General features: G+C 61.3%; 10 protein-coding genes. 7 read left to right on the forward strand and 3 right to left on the reverse strand.

The window, feature by feature from the left end:
- Positions 1 to 404 precede the first annotated feature (404 nt).
- Both putA and E3O56_RS14520 read left to right on the forward strand, forming a co-directional pair.
- Positions 405 to 4,358 (forward strand): trifunctional transcriptional regulator/proline dehydrogenase/L-glutamate gamma-semialdehyde dehydrogenase, encoded by a 3,954-nt coding sequence (gene putA / locus E3O56_RS14515; protein WP_032878273.1) that lies wholly within the window; start codon positions 405 to 407, stop codon positions 4,356 to 4,358.
- A 211-nt stretch (positions 4,359 to 4,569) separates the two neighbouring features.
- A complete protein-coding gene (locus E3O56_RS14520) occupies positions 4,570 to 6,372 on the forward strand; it encodes an acyl-CoA dehydrogenase (protein ID WP_248128457.1) in 1,803 nt (600 codons plus the stop codon).
- Here the strand turns inward: E3O56_RS14520 and E3O56_RS14525 are convergent.
- Both E3O56_RS14525 and E3O56_RS14530 read right to left on the reverse strand, forming a co-directional pair.
- Positions 6,369 to 6,659 (reverse strand): cell division protein ZapA, encoded by a 291-nt coding sequence (locus E3O56_RS14525; protein WP_005784113.1) that lies wholly within the window; start codon positions 6,657 to 6,659, stop codon positions 6,369 to 6,371. The two genes, E3O56_RS14520 and E3O56_RS14525, sit on opposite strands and share 4 nt — an antisense overlap.
- Positions 6,656 to 6,886 carry a hypothetical protein gene (locus tag E3O56_RS14530; protein WP_003187970.1) on the reverse strand — a complete coding sequence of 77 codons (231 nt, stop codon included), beginning with the start codon at positions 6,884 to 6,886 and terminating at the stop codon, positions 6,656 to 6,658. Before E3O56_RS14530 ends, E3O56_RS14525 begins: the two co-directional genes overlap by 4 nt.
- Before the next feature lie 277 nt (positions 6,887 to 7,163).
- Between E3O56_RS14530 and E3O56_RS14535 the strand changes: the two genes are divergently transcribed.
- From E3O56_RS14535 to trxC, 5 genes are all read left to right on the forward strand, one after another.
- Positions 7,164 to 8,789 (forward strand): methyl-accepting chemotaxis protein, encoded by a 1,626-nt coding sequence (locus E3O56_RS14535; RefSeq protein ID WP_078820113.1) that lies wholly within the window; start codon positions 7,164 to 7,166, stop codon positions 8,787 to 8,789.
- A 230-nt stretch (positions 8,790 to 9,019) separates the two neighbouring features.
- Complete coding sequence (locus tag E3O56_RS14540) at positions 9,020 to 10,762, forward strand: potassium/proton antiporter (RefSeq protein WP_005784108.1); 1,743 nt, start codon at positions 9,020 to 9,022, stop codon at positions 10,760 to 10,762.
- Positions 10,763 to 10,811: 49 nt separating this feature from the next.
- Positions 10,812 to 14,195, forward strand: coding sequence for a mechanosensitive channel MscK (gene mscK / locus E3O56_RS14545; protein ID WP_078820112.1), 3,384 nt, complete (start codon positions 10,812 to 10,814; stop codon positions 14,193 to 14,195).
- 48 nt (positions 14,196 to 14,243) lie between these two features.
- Positions 14,244 to 15,707, forward strand: a complete 1,464-nt coding sequence (gene selO, locus E3O56_RS14550) for a protein adenylyltransferase SelO (protein ID WP_248128458.1) — start codon at positions 14,244 to 14,246, stop codon at positions 15,705 to 15,707.
- A gap of 36 nt (positions 15,708 to 15,743) precedes the next feature.
- Complete coding sequence (trxC, locus tag E3O56_RS14555; RefSeq protein WP_248128459.1) at positions 15,744 to 16,178, forward strand: thioredoxin TrxC; 435 nt, start codon at positions 15,744 to 15,746, stop codon at positions 16,176 to 16,178.
- Between the two features lie 130 nt (positions 16,179 to 16,308).
- Here trxC and E3O56_RS14560 read toward each other — a convergent pair whose 3' ends face one another.
- On the reverse strand, positions 16,309 to 16,533 hold the full coding sequence (locus E3O56_RS14560; protein WP_216090636.1) for a DUF6124 family protein: 225 nt from the start codon (positions 16,531 to 16,533) through the stop codon (positions 16,309 to 16,311).
- Positions 16,534 to 16,872 lie beyond the last annotated feature (339 nt).

Raw genomic sequence — 16,872 nt, forward strand, 5'->3', positions numbered from 1 at the left:
TGGATAACCGAGTAGACGAGCCTGCTAGCCGCGCATTTATGACTGGCGTTTCCCCAGGAAAGCCGCCAGCCGATGAACCAAACCTTAGAGGTGGTTGCACCTTGGTGCGCGAATGCTATTCAACAAAGCAAATAAGGTGCAACCAGTTTCTTGCGAATAAGTTGCACCCAGGTGTGATTTAGGACAAACGCCGTGTTTTTGCTCCTTTTCGGAGCAAGAACAGCCGATCTCAGAAGCAAACGCACCAATGCCGAGCGGATTTTGTCGAAGGCCAATTTTTTTCCGATCAACCGTCGAAAATTTCCTAAACAAAAGGGTTGCACCCGGTTGCACCTCTGCATGGGCAAAGCTAATCTTGCCGCCAGCAGATGCCACTCGGTAGTGGCACCCATGAGGATAAGAAAATGGCAACGACCACCCTTGGGGTCAAACTCGACGACCCAACCCGCGAGCGCCTGAAAGCCGCCGCGACCTCCATTGATCGCACGCCGCACTGGCTGATCAAGCAGGCAATTTTCAATTACCTGGAGAAACTCGAGGGTGGTGCAACCCTGTCCGAGCTCAATGGCTTGAGCAGCAAGGACGCCGAAGACGCGGGCGAGATCCAGGCTGACCACGCCCACCAGTGCTTCCTTGAGTTCGCTGAAAGCATCCTGCCGCAATCGGTACTGCGCGCATCGATCACCGCCGCTTACCGTCGCCCGGAACCGGAAGTGGTACCGATGCTGATCGAGCAGGCACGCCTGCCGGCAGACATGGCCGAAGCCACCAACAAGCTGGCTGCCACCATTGCCGAGAAACTGCGTAACCAGAAGAGCGCCGGCGGCCGTGCCGGTATCGTCCAGGGCCTGCTGCAGGAATTCTCCCTGTCGTCCCAGGAAGGCGTGGCGCTGATGTGCCTGGCCGAAGCGCTGCTGCGCATCCCGGACAAAGGCACCCGTGACGCGCTGATCCGCGACAAGATCAGCACCGGCAACTGGCAGCCGCACCTGGGCAACAGCCCGTCGCTGTTCGTTAACGCCGCCACCTGGGGCCTGTTGCTGACCGGCAAACTGGTCGCCACCCACAACGAAGCGGGCCTGACCTCCTCCCTGAGCCGCATCATCGGCAAAAGCGGCGAGCCGATGATCCGCAAGGGCGTCGACATGGCCATGCGCCTGATGGGCGAACAGTTCGTCACCGGCGAAACCATCGCCGAAGCCCTGGCCAATGCGAGCAAGTTCGAAGCCAAGGGCTTCCGCTACTCCTACGACATGCTCGGTGAAGCCGCCCTCACCGAACACGATGCCCAGAAGTACCTGGCTTCGTATGAACAAGCCATTCACTCCATCGGCAAAGCCTCCCATGGCCGTGGGATCTATGAGGGCCCTGGCATCTCCATCAAGCTCTCCGCCCTGCACCCGCGCTATAGCCGTGCGCAGTACGAGCGCGTGATGGACGAACTGTACCCGCGCCTGCTGTCGCTGACCTTGCTGGCCAAGCAATACGACATCGGCCTGAACATCGACGCCGAAGAAGCCGACCGCCTGGAACTGTCCCTGGACCTGCTGGAGCGTCTGTGCTTCGAGCCGCAACTGACCGGCTGGAACGGTATCGGTTTTGTGATCCAGGCTTACCAGAAGCGTTGCCCGTATGTGATCGACTACGTCATCGACCTGGCCCGCCGCAGCCGCCATCGTCTGATGATCCGCCTGGTAAAAGGCGCGTACTGGGACAGCGAAATCAAACGCGCCCAGGTCGAGGGCCTGGAAGGCTACCCGGTGTACACCCGCAAGGTGTACACCGACGTTTCCTACATTGCCTGCGCACGCAAACTGCTGTCGGTGCCGGAAGCCATCTACCCGCAGTTCGCCACGCACAACGCCCACACCTTGTCGGCCATCTACCATATCGCCGGTCAGAACTATTACCCCGGCCAGTACGAGTTCCAATGCCTGCACGGCATGGGTGAACCGCTGTACGAACAAGTGGTGGGCAAAGTATCCGAGGGCAAGCTGAACCGTCCGTGCCGTGTGTACGCGCCGGTCGGTACCCACGAAACACTGCTGGCCTACCTGGTACGCCGCCTGTTGGAAAACGGCGCCAACACCTCGTTCGTCAACCGCATCGCCGACCAATCGATCTCGATTCAGGAGCTGGTGGCCGATCCAGTGGCCAGCATCGAGCAGATGGCTACGCTGGAAGGTGGCTTCGGCTTGCCGCACCCACGTATTCCGCTGCCGCGTGACCTGTATGGCAGCGACCGCGCCAACTCGGCCGGTATCGACCTGGCCAACGAACACCGTCTGGCGTCGCTGTCCTGCGCCCTGCTGGCTACCGCGCACAACAACTGGAAAGCCGCGCCGATGCTCGGTTGCGCCTCCAGCCAGGAAGCGGCCCAACCGGTGCTGAACCCGTCCGACCTGCGGGATGTGGTCGGCCACGTACAGGAAGCTACCGTCGAAGACGTCGACAACGCGATCCAGTGCGCGATCAGCGCCGCGCCGATCTGGCAGGCCACCCCGCCCGCCGAACGCGCCGCGATTCTGGAGCGTGCCGCCGACCTGATGGAAGGCGAGATCCAGCCGCTGATGGGCCTGCTGGCCCGTGAAGCCGGCAAGACCTTCGCCAACGCCATCGCCGAAGTGCGTGAAGCCGTGGACTTCCTGCGTTACTACGCGGTGCAGGCGCGCAACGACTTCACCAACGATGCCCATCGCCCACTGGGCCCGGTGGTCTGCATCAGCCCGTGGAACTTCCCGCTCGCCATCTTCAGCGGCCAGGTGGCTGCGGCATTGGCCGCCGGTAACCCGGTACTGGCCAAGCCTGCCGAACAAACCCCGCTGGTCGCCGCCCAAGCCGTGCGCATCCTGCTCGAAGCCGGCATTCCCGAGGGCGTGCTGCAGCTGCTACCGGGCCAAGGCGAAAGCGTCGGCGCCCGCCTGGTGGGTGATGATCGCGTCAAAGGCGTGATGTTCACCGGTTCCACCGAAGTTGCTCGCTTGTTGCAACGCAATGTCGCAGGGCGCCTGGATGCCCAGGGTCGCCCGATCCCGCTGATCGCCGAAACCGGTGGCCAGAACGCGATGATCGTTGATTCGTCGGCGCTCACCGAACAGGTGGTGATCGACGTGGTGTCGTCGGCTTTTGACAGCGCCGGCCAACGTTGCTCGGCCTTGCGTGTACTGTGCCTGCAGGAAGATTCGGCAGACCGCGTCATCGAAATGCTCAAGGGCGCCATGGCTGAATGCCGTCTGGGCAACCCGGAGCGCCTGTCGGTGGATATCGGCCCAGTGATCGACGCCGAAGCCAAGGCCGGCATCGAGAAACACATCCAGGCCATGCGCGACAAAGGCCGCAACGTTTATCAGGTTGCAATTGCCGATGGCGAAGAGATAAAGCGCGGCACCTTTGTGATGCCAACCCTGATCGAGCTGGAAAGCTTCGACGAGCTGCAACGCGAGATCTTCGGCCCGGTGCTGCACGTGGTGCGCTACAAGCGTAAAGAGATCGACCAGTTGATCGGCCAGATCAATGCGTCGGGCTACGGTCTGACCCTGGGCGTGCATACCCGCATCGACGAGACCATCGCCAAGGTGATCGACAACGTCAACGCCGGTAACGTCTACGTCAACCGCAACATCGTGGGTGCCGTGGTCGGCGTGCAGCCGTTCGGCGGCGAAGGCCTGTCGGGCACTGGCCCGAAAGCCGGCGGCCCGTTGTATCTGTACCGCCTGCTGTCGACTCGTCCTACCGACGCGATCGAGCAATCCTTCGTACGTGGCGACGCATTGACTGCACCCGACGTACGCCTGCGCGACGCCATGAGCCAACCGCTGACCGCCCTGAAAACCTGGGCCGACAGCCATAAGTTCAGTGAGCTGAGCGCGCTGTGCACGCAATTCGCGGCGCAGTCGCAAAGCGGTGTCACACGGCAACTGGCCGGCCCGACCGGTGAGCGCAACAGCTACGCAATCCTGCCGCGTGAACACGTGCTGTGCCTGGCTGAAGTGGAAGGTGATCTGCTGACCCAACTGGCGGCAGTGCTGGCCGTCGGCGGTTCGGCGGTATGGCCGGAAACCGAGCTGACCAAGGCCCTGTTCCCACGCCTGCCGCGAGACATTCAGGCGAAGATCAAGCGCGTGGCCGACTGGACCAAGGACGACGTAGTGTTCGACGCCGTCCTGCACCACGGTGATTCCGACCAACTGCGTGCGGTGTGCCAGCAAGTGGCGCAGCGCGGTGGGGCGATTGTTGGGGTGCATGGTATGTCTCAGGGTGAGACGGCCATTGCCTTGGAGCGATTGGTGATCGAGCGGGCGTTGAGCGTCAACACCGCAGCGGCAGGCGGTAACGCCAGCCTGATGACTATCGGTTAAAACCTGTGGGAGGGGGCTTGCTCCCGATAGCGGAGTGTCAGTCAGCACATTGGACACTGACACACTGCTATCGGGAGCAAGCCCCCTCCCACATTGACTGCATTTCAATTCCCTGCCTGCGTTTTGCCCTTCCATCACCCAGATCAATCTTGCTATCCAGCCTCTATTCACGCGCTTAGACTCAGGCCAATTCCTTCAAAGGTAGTCCGCCATGTCCGAGACGCTGCTCAGTTCCCGCAATCTGGCTTTCGAGCTGTACGAAGTCCTCGATGCCGAGGGCCTGACCCAGCGTGAGCGGTTTGCCGAACACAACCGCGAAACCTTCGACGCTGCGATCAGCACGGCGCGCAGCATCGCCGAAAAGTACTTCGCCCCCCACAACCGCAAGAACGACGAAAACGAACCGCGTTATGAGAACGGCCAAGCGATCCTGATCCCGGAAGTCAAACCCGCCGTAGACGCCTTCCTGGAGGCCGGTTTCCTCAACGCAGCCCGCAGTTTCGAAGCAGGCGGCATGCAACTGCCGACCTTGCTGTCCCAAGCCTGCTTCGCCCACTTTCAAGCGGCCAACACCGCATCGACCTCCTACCCGTTCCTGACCATGGGCGCCGCCAACCTGATCGAAAGCTTCGGCACCGAGGAGCAGAAACAGCGCTTCCTGCAACCGATGATCGAAGGGCGCTTCTTTGGCACCATGGCCCTGACCGAGCCCCATGCCGGCTCCTCGCTGTCAGATATTCGTACCCGCGCAGAACCGGCGGCTGACGGCAGTTATCGCCTCAAAGGCAACAAGATCTTCATCTCCGGTGGCGACCACTCGCTGTCGGAAAACATCGTGCATATGGTGCTGGCCAAATTGCCGGACGCACCCGCGGGCGTGAAGGGTATTTCGCTGTTTATCGTGCCCAAGTTCCTGGTCAACGATAACGGCAGCCTGGGCGAACGCAACGATGTATTGCTAGCCGGGCTGTTTCACAAGATGGGCTGGCGCGGTACCACGTCCACGGCGCTCAACTTCGGCGATAACGGCAACTGCGTCGGCTACTTGGTGGGCAAACCGCACCAGGGCCTGAGCTGCATGTTCCAGATGATGAATGAAGCACGCATTGGCGTGGGCATGGGCGCGGTGATGCTTGGTTACGCCGGCTACCTCTACTCGCTGGACTACGCCCGCGAACGGCCCCAGGGTCGCCTGCCCGATAGCAAAGACCCAGGCACCGCACCAGTGGCGATCATTCAGCACGCCGACATCAAGCGCATGTTGCTGACCCAGAAAGCCTATGTGGAAGGCGCCTTTGACCTGGGCCTCTACGCAGCCCGACTGTTTGACGACACCACCACCCTGGCAACCGACACTGAGCGCAAGCACGCCCACGAACTGCTGGACCTGCTCACCCCCATCGTCAAATCCTGGCCGTCGGAGTTTTGCCTCAAGGCCAACGAACTGGCGATCCAGATTCTCGGCGGCCACGGCTACACCCGCGAATACCCGGTGGAGCAGTACTACCGCGACAACCGCTTGAACCCGATCCATGAAGGCACCCACGGCATCCAGTCCCTGGACTTGCTTGGGCGCAAATTGGCGCAGAACGGCGGCGCCGGCTTGAAGCAATTGATTCGCCTGATCGCCGAGACCGGGGCCCGTGCGCAGAAGTACCCGTCACTTACGGCACTGCGAGAGCCGCTGGAGCAACTGGTCAATCGACTGCAAGGCGTCACGATTGGCCTGCTGACCGATCTCGCCCAGGGCAAGGTCAACAGCAGCCTGGCGAACTCGGCGCTGTACTTGAAAGTATTCGGGCATACGGTGATCGGCTGGCGCTGGCTGGAACAGGCGATCCGCGCTGAAGAAGGGCTGGCCAAGGGTGAAGCGGCCGATGCGGCCTTCTACAAGGGCAAGCTCCAGGCCGCCCGGTACTTCCTGACTTGGGAAGTACCGAGCTGCCATCACGAACTGGCAATTCTGGAGGCACGCGACGATACGTGCCTGGGGATGCAGGATGAGTGGTTCTAAGGCTGGATCGCCTTGGAAATCACCTCGACCGTGGCGCTGACTTGCTCTTGGTAACGGTCGAGTTCCTGCTGGTGAGCCTGTTGCATTTCGATCTGCTCGGCGCACAGGTTCAGCGCGGCCAGTACCAATAATTTATCACCGATCAGCGTCGGGTACTTTTTCTTGGTAACCGCCAGGGAAGCCTTCAGCATAGTCACGGCATGCATCAGGGTCTGATCTTCGCCGGCCGGTGCCTTGATCGAGTAATCCTCTCCGAGAATCGAAACGACCTTTATCCCCTCATTCATGCGCTGACAGGCCCTGCACTCACACGCTCAACCAGTGCCTGGATGCGTGCGGCGGTGGCGCCGTGCTTTTCTTCCTGCTCCATCAGGTTCAGTTGCAGGCTGTCGTTTTCATCCTTGGCGCGAGCCAGTTCGGCCTTGAGGGATTCGTTGCTGCCCAGCAGCTCTTGATTCTGCTGTACCAGGTCGCTGACCAGTTGTTCCAATTGGCTGAGAGATGCTTCTAACATTTTGATTTCCCGGGCTTTTAAAAGGGCGGTGACGATAAAGAAAATTCACCTCGGATGCCAGGGATATCCCCGGCGTGCAGCCCGATTTATCGGGGCCGGGCAGCACTTTCGAGCCTTAGTGACTGCAATTACCCGATCTGGTTCCTCCAATGCCCCCAACCCTTCGTCAGATGCGACAAAAGCGCGCAGCCCCTTAAGACTTTAGTCGCAGGGCCGATAACGCAGGCACACCTCGTCTCATGGCCGCACGGATCGCGCTTCCCCCCAGGATTCCAGCATGTCTCTTCGTAATATGAATATCGCCCCGAGGGCCTTCCTCGGCTTCGCGTTTATTGGCGCCCTGATGTTGTTGCTGGGTGTGTTCGCCCTGAACCAGATGAGCAAGATTCGCGCAGCCACCGAAGACATCACCTCAGCCAGCGTGCCAAGCATTCGTGCCCTCGACGAATTCACCCAACTGACCCTGCGCCTGCGCGTGCTGTCGTATCGCTTGCTGACCAACCGCGAGCCGGATGTACAGCAAAAGACTTTGGAAGCCTTCGAGTTGCGCAATCAGCAGATTCGCACGGCCCAGGGCATCTACGAAAAATTGATCACCAGCACTCAAGAGCGCAACGCCTACGACGAATACGTGCGCCTGCTGGGCCAGTACCACCAGATTGAAGAGCGCATGAAGAGCCTGTCACGCGCCAATCAGGTCGACGAGCTGCGCAACTTGCTGAACACCGAGTTGCTGAGCAACTCCGAGCAAGTCAACGCCGTATTGACCCGCTTGCTGGATATCAATAACGACGACGCCAACGCCACCAACCAGCAAGCCAAAGACCAATACGACATGGCCTTCGACCTGGTGGTGGGCCTGCTGGTGGTTGCCACGGCGCTGACCGTGTTGTTCGCCTGGTTGCTGACCCGCAGCATCACCCTGCCCATCGCCCGAGCCCTTGAAGCCGCCGAAGAAGTGGCCGAAGGTAACCTGACGCGCCCGATCACCGTAGACGGCAACGACGAAGCCGGCCGCCTGCTCGCCGCCATGGCCAAGATGCAAAACAAACTGCGCGATACCCTGCAACGCATCGCCGGCTCCGCCACTCAGTTGGCGTCTGCCGCCGAAGAGCTGAACGCCGTCACCGACGAAAGCGCCCGTGGCCTGACCCAGCAAAACAACGAAATCGAACAAGCCGCCACCGCCGTCAACGAGATGACCAGCGCCGTTGAAGAAGTCGCACGCAACGCCGTGAGCACTTCCGAAGCTTCGCGCAACGCCACCACCTCTGCCGGTGATGGTCGGGACCTGGTGCAGGAAACCGTCAGCGCCATCGAACGCATGAGCGCTGACGTGCAGGCCACCGCCTCCCTGATTGGCGACCTGGCCAATGAATCGCGGGATATCGGCAAAGTGCTGGACGTGATTCGCGGCCTGGCCGACCAGACCAACCTGCTGGCCCTGAACGCGGCGATTGAAGCCGCACGCGCCGGGGAAGCCGGACGTGGTTTCGCCGTAGTGGCCGACGAGGTGCGAGCGCTGGCCCATCGCACGCAACAATCCACCAGCGAGATCGAGCGCATGATCGGCAGTATCCAGACGGGTACTGAGCACGCAGTGGATTCGATGCGAAACAGCACCGAGCGGGCCGAGTCGACGCTGAACATCGCCAAGGGCGCGGGCATGTCGCTGGACACCATCAACACCGCAATTGTCGAGATCAACGAGCGCAACCTGGTGATCGCCAGCGCGGCGGAAGAACAGGCCCAGGTGGCGCGGGAAGTGGACCGTAATCTGGTGAATATTCGCGACCTGTCGGTGCAATCCGCTACGGGCGCCAGCCAGACCAGCGCCGCGAGCAGCGAATTGTCGCGCCTGGCAGTGGATCTGAATGGGATGGTAGGCCGCTTCCGTCTCTAACTGACGGCACTTGAAAATGTGGGAGGGGGCTTGCTCCCGATTGCGGTATATCAGTCAACTTATCTGTGGCTGACCCACCGCTATCGGGGGCAAGCCCCCTCCCACATTTGCTTCTGCAAAAATTCAGAAAAAGCTTTTTGACAGCGCAGCAATTCAACAGGTTAGAATCGCTGGCACGCAGACTGCATGGTCAGTTTGCGCCCCGCCTTCCCTGCTCTGGAGTACTGCCTTTGAATGCGACGACCATCAACAGCCTGTTCTTGATCGGCGCGTTGCTGGTAAGTGCGAGCATTCTGGTGAGTTCCCTTTCGTCCCGCCTGGGCATCCCGATCCTGGTGATCATCCTGGCCGTGGGCATGACCGCCGGTGTCGATGGCGGCGGTATCATTTTCGATAACTACCCGACTGCCTACCTGGTGGGCAACCTCGCCCTGGCCGTGATCCTGCTCGACGGCGGCTTGCGCACACGGGTGGCGAGTTTCCGCGTGGCGCTGTGGCCGGCCTTGTCCCTGGCCACGGTGGGGGTGTTGATTACCACCGGCCTCACCGGCATGGCGGCGGCCTGGCTGTTCGACCTCAATATCATCCAGGGCTTGCTGATCGGCGCCATCGTCGGCTCCACGGACGCTGCAGCGGTGTTCTCGCTGCTGGGCGGCAAGGGCCTCAACGAACGGGTCAGCGCCAGCCTGGAAATCGAATCCGGCAGCAACGACCCGATGGCGGTGTTCCTTACCGTCACCCTGATCGACATGCTCGCCAGCGGCCAGACCGGCCTGCACTGGAGCCTGCTGACTCATCTGATTCGCGAATTCGGCATCGGTGGCCTGGTGGGCCTGGGCGGCGGCTGGCTGATGCTGCAGCTGGTCAACCGCATCAACCTAGCCAACGGCCTGTACCCGATTCTGGTAATCGCCGGCGGCCTGTTCGTTTTCGCCCTGACCAACGCCCTGCACGGCAGCGGCTTCCTGGCCGTGTACCTGTGCGGCCTGGTGATTGGCAACCGCCCGGTGCGCAGCCGCCATGGCATTTTGCATATGCTCGATGGCATGGCCTGGCTGGCGCAGATCGGCATGTTCCTGGTGCTGGGCCTGTTGGTCACGCCCCATGACCTGCTGCCCATCGCCCTGCCCGCGCTGGGCCTGGCGCTGTGGATGATCCTGTTTGCGCGGCCTCTTTCGGTGATGGTTGGCCTGCTGCCGTTCAAGGCATTCCACGGTCGCGAAAAGGCCTTTATCGCCTGGGTCGGCCTGCGCGGCGCGGTGCCGATCATCCTCGCGGTGTTCCCGCTGATGGCTGGCCTGCCCCATGCGCAGCTGTACTTCAACCTGGCGTTCTTTATCGTGCTGGTGTCGCTGCTGGTGCAGGGCACAAGTCTGCCGTGGGTGGCCAAGTTGCTCAAGGTCACCGTACCACCGGACCCGGCACCGATTTCCCGCGCAGCCCTGGAAGTACACGTCACCAGCGAGTGGGAGCTGTTCGTCTACCGCCTCGGCGCCGAGAAATGGTGCATCGGCGCGGCCCTGCGCGAGCTGAAAATGCCCGAAGGCACGCGCATCGCTGCACTGTTCCGGGGCCAGCAACTGCTCCATCCGTCGGGTAGTACGGTGTTGGAAGTCGACGATTTGCTCTGTGTAATCGGCCACGAACACAACCTGCCGGCCCTGGGCAAACTGTTCAGCCAGGCACCGCAACGGGGCCTCGATTTGCGCTTCTTCGGCGACTTCGTGCTCGAAGGCGACGCCCAGCTGGGCGCGGTTTCGGCCTTGTACGGGCTCAAGCTCGAGGGTATCGACCCGGACATGCCGCTGAGTCGCTTCATCACCCAGAAGGTCGGCGGTGCACCGGTGGTGGGCGACCAGGTGGAATGGAACAACACCATCTGGACTGTCGCGGTCATGGACGGGAACAAGATTGGCAAAGTCGGCGTCAGATTCCCCGAAGGAAGTCGCCCGGGCCCCGGACTCTTCCTCTAAACTGCGGGGCAACAACGCCCCGATTCTTCACCTTGCAAGACCGGTCTCTATGCCAACCCTGCGCACTTTTATCGCCACTGCCCTGCTGGGCCTGACCCTTTGCGTCGGCGCCGTTCACGCTGCCGACCCGCCCAGCGCCGACGCCATCCAGCAAACCCTGGATAAACTGCCCGACCGCAAGCTGCCCGACGCTGACATGAAGGCGTTGCAGGGCATCCTGCAGCAGACCCTGACGTACCTGGCGAACCAGCAGGATTACGAGCAGCGCCTGGCCGATCTCAAGCGCCAGCTGGAAGAGGCCCCACGCCAGACCGCCGACAACCAGCGCGAGCTGGCCCGGCTCAAGGCCACCAAAATCATCCCGGTAGCCCAACGCTACGCCTCGCTGCCCGTGCCGCAGCTTGAGCAATTGCTGGTGCAACGCAGCACCCAGCAAGGCGACCTGCAAAAAGAGCTGGCCGACGCCAACAGCTTGACCATCGCCGCCCAGACCCGCCCCGAGCGCGCCCAAACCGAAATCAGCAGCAGCCAGACGCGCATCCAGCAGATCAATGCCACGCTCAAGCTGGGCAAAGACAACGGCAAAGCCCTCAGCGGCGACCAGCGCAACCAGCTGAACGCTGAACTGGCGGCCCTGAATGCGCTCATCCCCCTGCGCCGCCAGGAGTTGGCCGGCAACAGCCAGTTGCAAGACCTGGGCAACAGCCAGCACGACCTGATCCAGGAAAAAACCGCGCGCCTGGAGCAGGAAATCCAGGACCTGCAAACCCTGATCAACCAGAAACGCCTGGCCCAGTCCCAGCAGACGGTGACGCAACAGTCCATCGAAGCCCAGAAAGCCGGGGGCAGCAGCATCCTTGCCAAGGAAAGCGCCGACAACCTGAAGCTGTCCGACTACCTGCTCAAGAGCACTGACCGCCTCAATGACCTGACCCAGAAGAACCTGCAGACCAAGCAGCAACTGGACACGGTCAACCAGAGCGATTCGGCCCTGGACGAGCAGATCAACGTGCTCAAGGGCAGCCTGCTGCTTTCCAAGATTCTGTATAAGCAAAAACAGGCCCTGCCGCGCCTTACCGTCGACCGCGACCTGGCCGACGATATCGCCAACATTCGCCTGTACCAGTTCGAGGTCAACCAGCAGCGTGAGCTGATCAGTTCCCCCAGCGCCTATGTGGATAACCTGCTGGCCAACCAGCCACCGGACGAAGTCACGCCGCAACTGCGTCGCACCTTGCTGGAACTGGCGATCACCCGCAGCGACCTGCTGGAGCGCCTGAGCCGCGAGCTGAGTGCGCTACTGAACGAATCGATCACCCTGCAACTGAACCAGAAGCAACTGTTGAGCACCGCCACTACACTGCGCGCGACGCTTGATGAGCAGATGTTCTGGATCCCGAGCAACAAGCCGCTGGACACCGAATGGCTGGAAACCGTGCCGGCGCACCTGAGCAAGCAAGTCGCCACCCTGCCCTGGGCGTCCAGTGTCAGTGAACTGTATGACGGCCTGACCCAGCGCCCGTTGCTGTTCCTGCCGCTGCTGCTGTTGCTCGGCGCGCTGTTGTGGCGACGCAAGGCGTTGTACCAGCGCCTGAACAAGGTCCACCTGGACATCGGTCACTTCAAGCGCGACAGCCAGTGGCATACGCCGCAGGCGATCCTGATCAATATCCTGCTGGCAATGCCGGTGTCACTGGGCCTGGCGCTGTGCGGCTATGCCTTGCAGATCGACGCCCGCGGGCAAAACGCCAACCTGGGCTCGGCCCTGCTGCAGATCGCCCAGGCGTGGCTGGTGTTCTACACCGCCTACCGCATCCTTGCGCCGGGCGGCGTGGCCGAACTGCACTTTCGCTGGGAGAAACCTCAGGTCCAGTTCCTCCAGGGCTGGATACGCAAGCTCGGGCTGGTGGTACTGGCCCTGGTGGCAGTGGTGGCGATTGCCGAACACCAACCGGCGGCACTGGCCGAAGACGTGCTGGGCATCGCCGTGGTGCTCACCTGTTATGGCTTGATGGCGTGGCTGCTGAGTCGCCTGCTGCTCAACAGCCCCACCCATGAAAAGGCCTCGCTGTTTCGCAAGGCCATCGGGCTGGTGTTCACCGCCCTGCCGATCGCGCTGTTCATCGCCGTGTGCTTTGGCTACTACTACACCGCCCTGAAACTCAGCGACCGGCTGATCAACACCCTGTACCTGCTGATGTTCTGGCTGGTGATCGAAGCCACCTTCGTGCGCGGCCTCGGCGTGGCCGCCCGGCGCCTGGCCTATGCCCGCGCCCTGGCCAAACGCCAGGCCGCCAAGGAAGCCGGTGATGGCGAAACGGTGATCGAGGAGCCGACCCTGGACATCGAACAGGTCAACGAACAGTCCATGCGCCTGATCCGCCTGGCCTTGCTCGGCGGCTTTATCGCGGCGCTGTACTGGGTGTGGTCGGACCTGATCTCGGTGTTTTCGTACCTGGATAACGTCACCCTGTACGAATACACCAGCGGTACGGGTGCCAATATCAGCATGGTGCCCATCAGTATCGGCGACCTGCTCGGCGCGTCGATCATCATCGGCATCACCTTCGCCCTGGCGCGCAACCTGCCCGGCCTGCTGGAAGTGCTGGTGCTGTCCAAGCTGGACCTGGCCCAAGGCAGCGCCTATGCCACCACCACCTTGCTGTCCTACATCATTGCCGGCGTAGGGTTTGTCACCACCCTGTCCACCCTCGGCGTGAGCTGGGACAAGCTGCAATGGCTGGTTGCGGCGCTGTCGGTGGGCCTGGGCTTCGGTATGCAGGAGATCTTCGCCAACTTCATCTCCGGTATCATGATCCTGTTCGAACGCCCGGTGCGCATTGGCGATACCATCACCATCGGCAACCTGTCGGGTACGGTGAGCAAGATCCGCATTCGCGCCACCACCATCACCGACTTCGACAACAAGGACATCATCGTCCCGAACAAGACCTTTATTACCGGGCAACTGATCAACTGGTCGCTGACCGACACCATCACTCGCGTGACCCTCAAACTCGGGGTGGACTACGGCTCGGACCTGGACCTGGTGAAGGAATTGTTACTGAAAGCCGCACGGGAAAACCCGCGGGTACTGAAAGAACCCGAACCCCACGTGTACTTCCTCAACTTCGGCGAAAGCACCCTGGACCACGAGCTGCGCATGCATGTGCGCGACCTCGGCGACCGCAACCCGGTGCTCGACGAGGTCAACCGCTTTATCAACCGTGAGTTCAAGAAACAGCACATCAACATCTCGTTCAGGCAGATGGAGATCTACCTGAAAAACCTCCACGGCCAGGAATACAAGCTGGTGCCGGCCGAGGATGAGCGCAAGACCATCGTCGAGCCCGTCGACAAGCCCGACGCACCAGAGCCACCCGCCGGCAAAGTGGTGGATGCGCCGGAGCCGCCACCGAGCAAACTCGACTAAACGCCCTATCCCCAGCAGAATGCTCGGACATTCTGCTGGAGATGGCCGGTGAAAGCCCTCGACGAACTGACCTTCGACAACCGCTTCGCACGCCTGGGCGACGCGTTCTCAACCCACGTATTGCCAGAGCCCCTGGACGAACCGCGCCTGGTGGTGGCCAGCAAGGCCGCCATGGCCCTGATTGACCTCGACCCGGCCGTGGCTGAAACGCCCGTGTTTGCCGAACTGTTTGGCGGCCACAAGCTGTGGGCCGAAGCCGAACCACGAGCGATGGTTTATTCGGGGCATCAGTTTGGCGGCTACACCCCGCAATTGGGCGATGGCCGCGGGTTGTTGCTGGGCGAGGTCTACAACGACGCCGGCGAGCATTGGGATTTGCACCTCAAGGGCGCGGGGATGACGCCTTACTCGCGCATGGGCGACGGGCGTGCGGTGTTGCGCTCTTCGATTCGCGAATTCCTCGCCTCCGAAGCGTTACACGCGCTGGGCATCCCCAGCAGCCGCGCTCTATGCGTGATCGGCTCCAGCACCCCGGTCTGGCGTGAGAAACAGGAACGTGGCGCCATGGTGTTGCGCCTGGCCCATAGCCATATCCGCTTCGGGCATTTCGAATACTTCTACTACACCAAGAAGCCCGAACAGCAGGCCGAGTTGGCCGAACACGTGCTGAACCTGCATTACCCCGAGTGCCGCGAGCAGCCTGAGCCGTACCTGGCGATGTTCCGCGAAATCGTCGAGCGCAATGCCGAAATGATCGCCAAGTGGCAGGCCTATGGCTTTTGCCACGGGGTGATGAACACCGACAACATGTCGATTCTGGGCATCACCTTCGACTTCGGGCCCTTCGCGTTTCTCGATGATTTTGACGCGCACTTCATCTGCAACCACTCCGACCATGAAGGGCGCTACTCCTTCAGCAACCAGGTGCCTATCGGGCAGTGGAACCTCAGCGCCTTGGCCCAGGCGCTTACGCCGTTCATCAGCGTTGATGCCTTGAAGGAGGCACTTGGCCTGTACCTGCCGTTCTACCAGGCCCACTACCTGGACCTGATGCGCCGCCGGCTGGGGCTCACGAGCGCTGAAGAGGATGACCAGAAACTGGTGGAAGACTTGCTCAAGCTGATGCAGAACAGCGGCGTGGACTACACACTGTTCTTCCGACGCCTGGGCGATGAATCCGCGGCGCTGGCCGTGACGCGGCTACGTGACGACTTTGTCGACCTGGCCGGGTTTGATACCTGGGCCGAGCGGTACAAGGCCCGCGTTGCGCGGGACGGGGATTTCACCCAGGAACAGCGCCGTGAGCGGATGCATGCGGTGAACCCGCTCTACATCCTGCGTAACTACCTGGCCCAAAACGCCATCGCCGCCGCCGAATCAGGCGACTACAGCGAAGTGCGACGGCTGCATGAAGTGCTAACCAGGCCGTTTGAAGAGCAAGCGGGGATGGAGCAGTACGCGCAACGGCCGCCGGATTGGGGTAAGCATTTGGAGATTAGTTGTTCGTCGTAAGTCCTGAAACCCATAGCCACCCCCAAGGAGCCCCCGATGTCCGAATCTCCTGTCATCCCCTGCCCTCATTGCAATGGCCTCAACCGCATCCCCGGCGAACGCCTGGGTGATGCGCCCAAATGCGGGCGTTGCAAGCAGCCGGTGTTGTTGAATAGGCCCTTTGAATTGAAACAAGGCGACTACGCCAGCCAGATCAAGGGCGACTTGCCGTTGCTGGTGGATGTGTGGGCCGACTGGTGCGGGCCGTGCAAGTCGTTTGCGCCGGTATTCGAGCAGGCCGCCGGGCAGCTTGAAGGCAAGTGCCGGCTGGCGAAGCTGGACAGTGAGGCTAATCAGCAGCTGTCGGCGCAGTTGGGGATTCGTTCTATTCCCAGTTTGATCCTGTTCAAGAACGGCCGCGAAGTGGCGCGCCAGAGCGGAGCGTTTCCGTTGCCGCAGCTGATGAGCTGGTTGCGTAGCCAGGGGGTGTAACCACCCCTTCAGAACACCGCTGGACAGTGTGGGAGGGGGCTTGCTCCCGATAGCAGTAAGCCAGTCAACTTATCAGGGGACTAACACACCGCCATCGGGAGCAAGCCCCCTCCCACATTTTGACCGCATTTCAGCCTTGAGGGAGTGGGGCTTCGCGGTCCATCATCTGGCCGACCAGCATGACGCCCAGTTCGCTTAATTGGTGAATCGCCAGAGCCACATCGCGATGTTCGCCTGTGAGGTCGTTGGACAAGTTGAGTAATAGCGTGCGCACGGAGGAGAAGATTTCGTAGCTGTTGAGCACGAGGGCTTCGGTGGGGAGGTTGGGTGAAACATTGAAAAGACGGATAGACATGCATTTGTTCCCTGATAGGGCCACTACCGTTTCGCTACTAAACGAAGGGTGGCAGCTGTACGCAGGTTAGTAGACCGGGGAACAAAGCAAAGACCGGCGCACCCGAAGGTGCCCTGCGCACAGCCACCATCAGATAGGCGATAACGCCATGCTTTTGGAGCAGGTGCACATGCTTTGGTCGGTCGGGCTACTAAACCCGATCACTGAACATTCAGCGACCGGCAAACCTTAGAGACGCCCATCCAGACGCACAAGCCGGCGGATTCTGGCGTAGCTGTAGGCAAGGTTACAAGGCACAAGCCCAATTGCCAGACCCTTCCTACAGACCCTGTGGGACAA

The organism is Pseudomonas sp. W2Aug9 (assembly GCF_023127755.1).
GTDB classification, from domain to species: domain Bacteria; phylum Pseudomonadota; class Gammaproteobacteria; order Pseudomonadales; family Pseudomonadaceae; genus Aquipseudomonas; species Aquipseudomonas synxantha_A.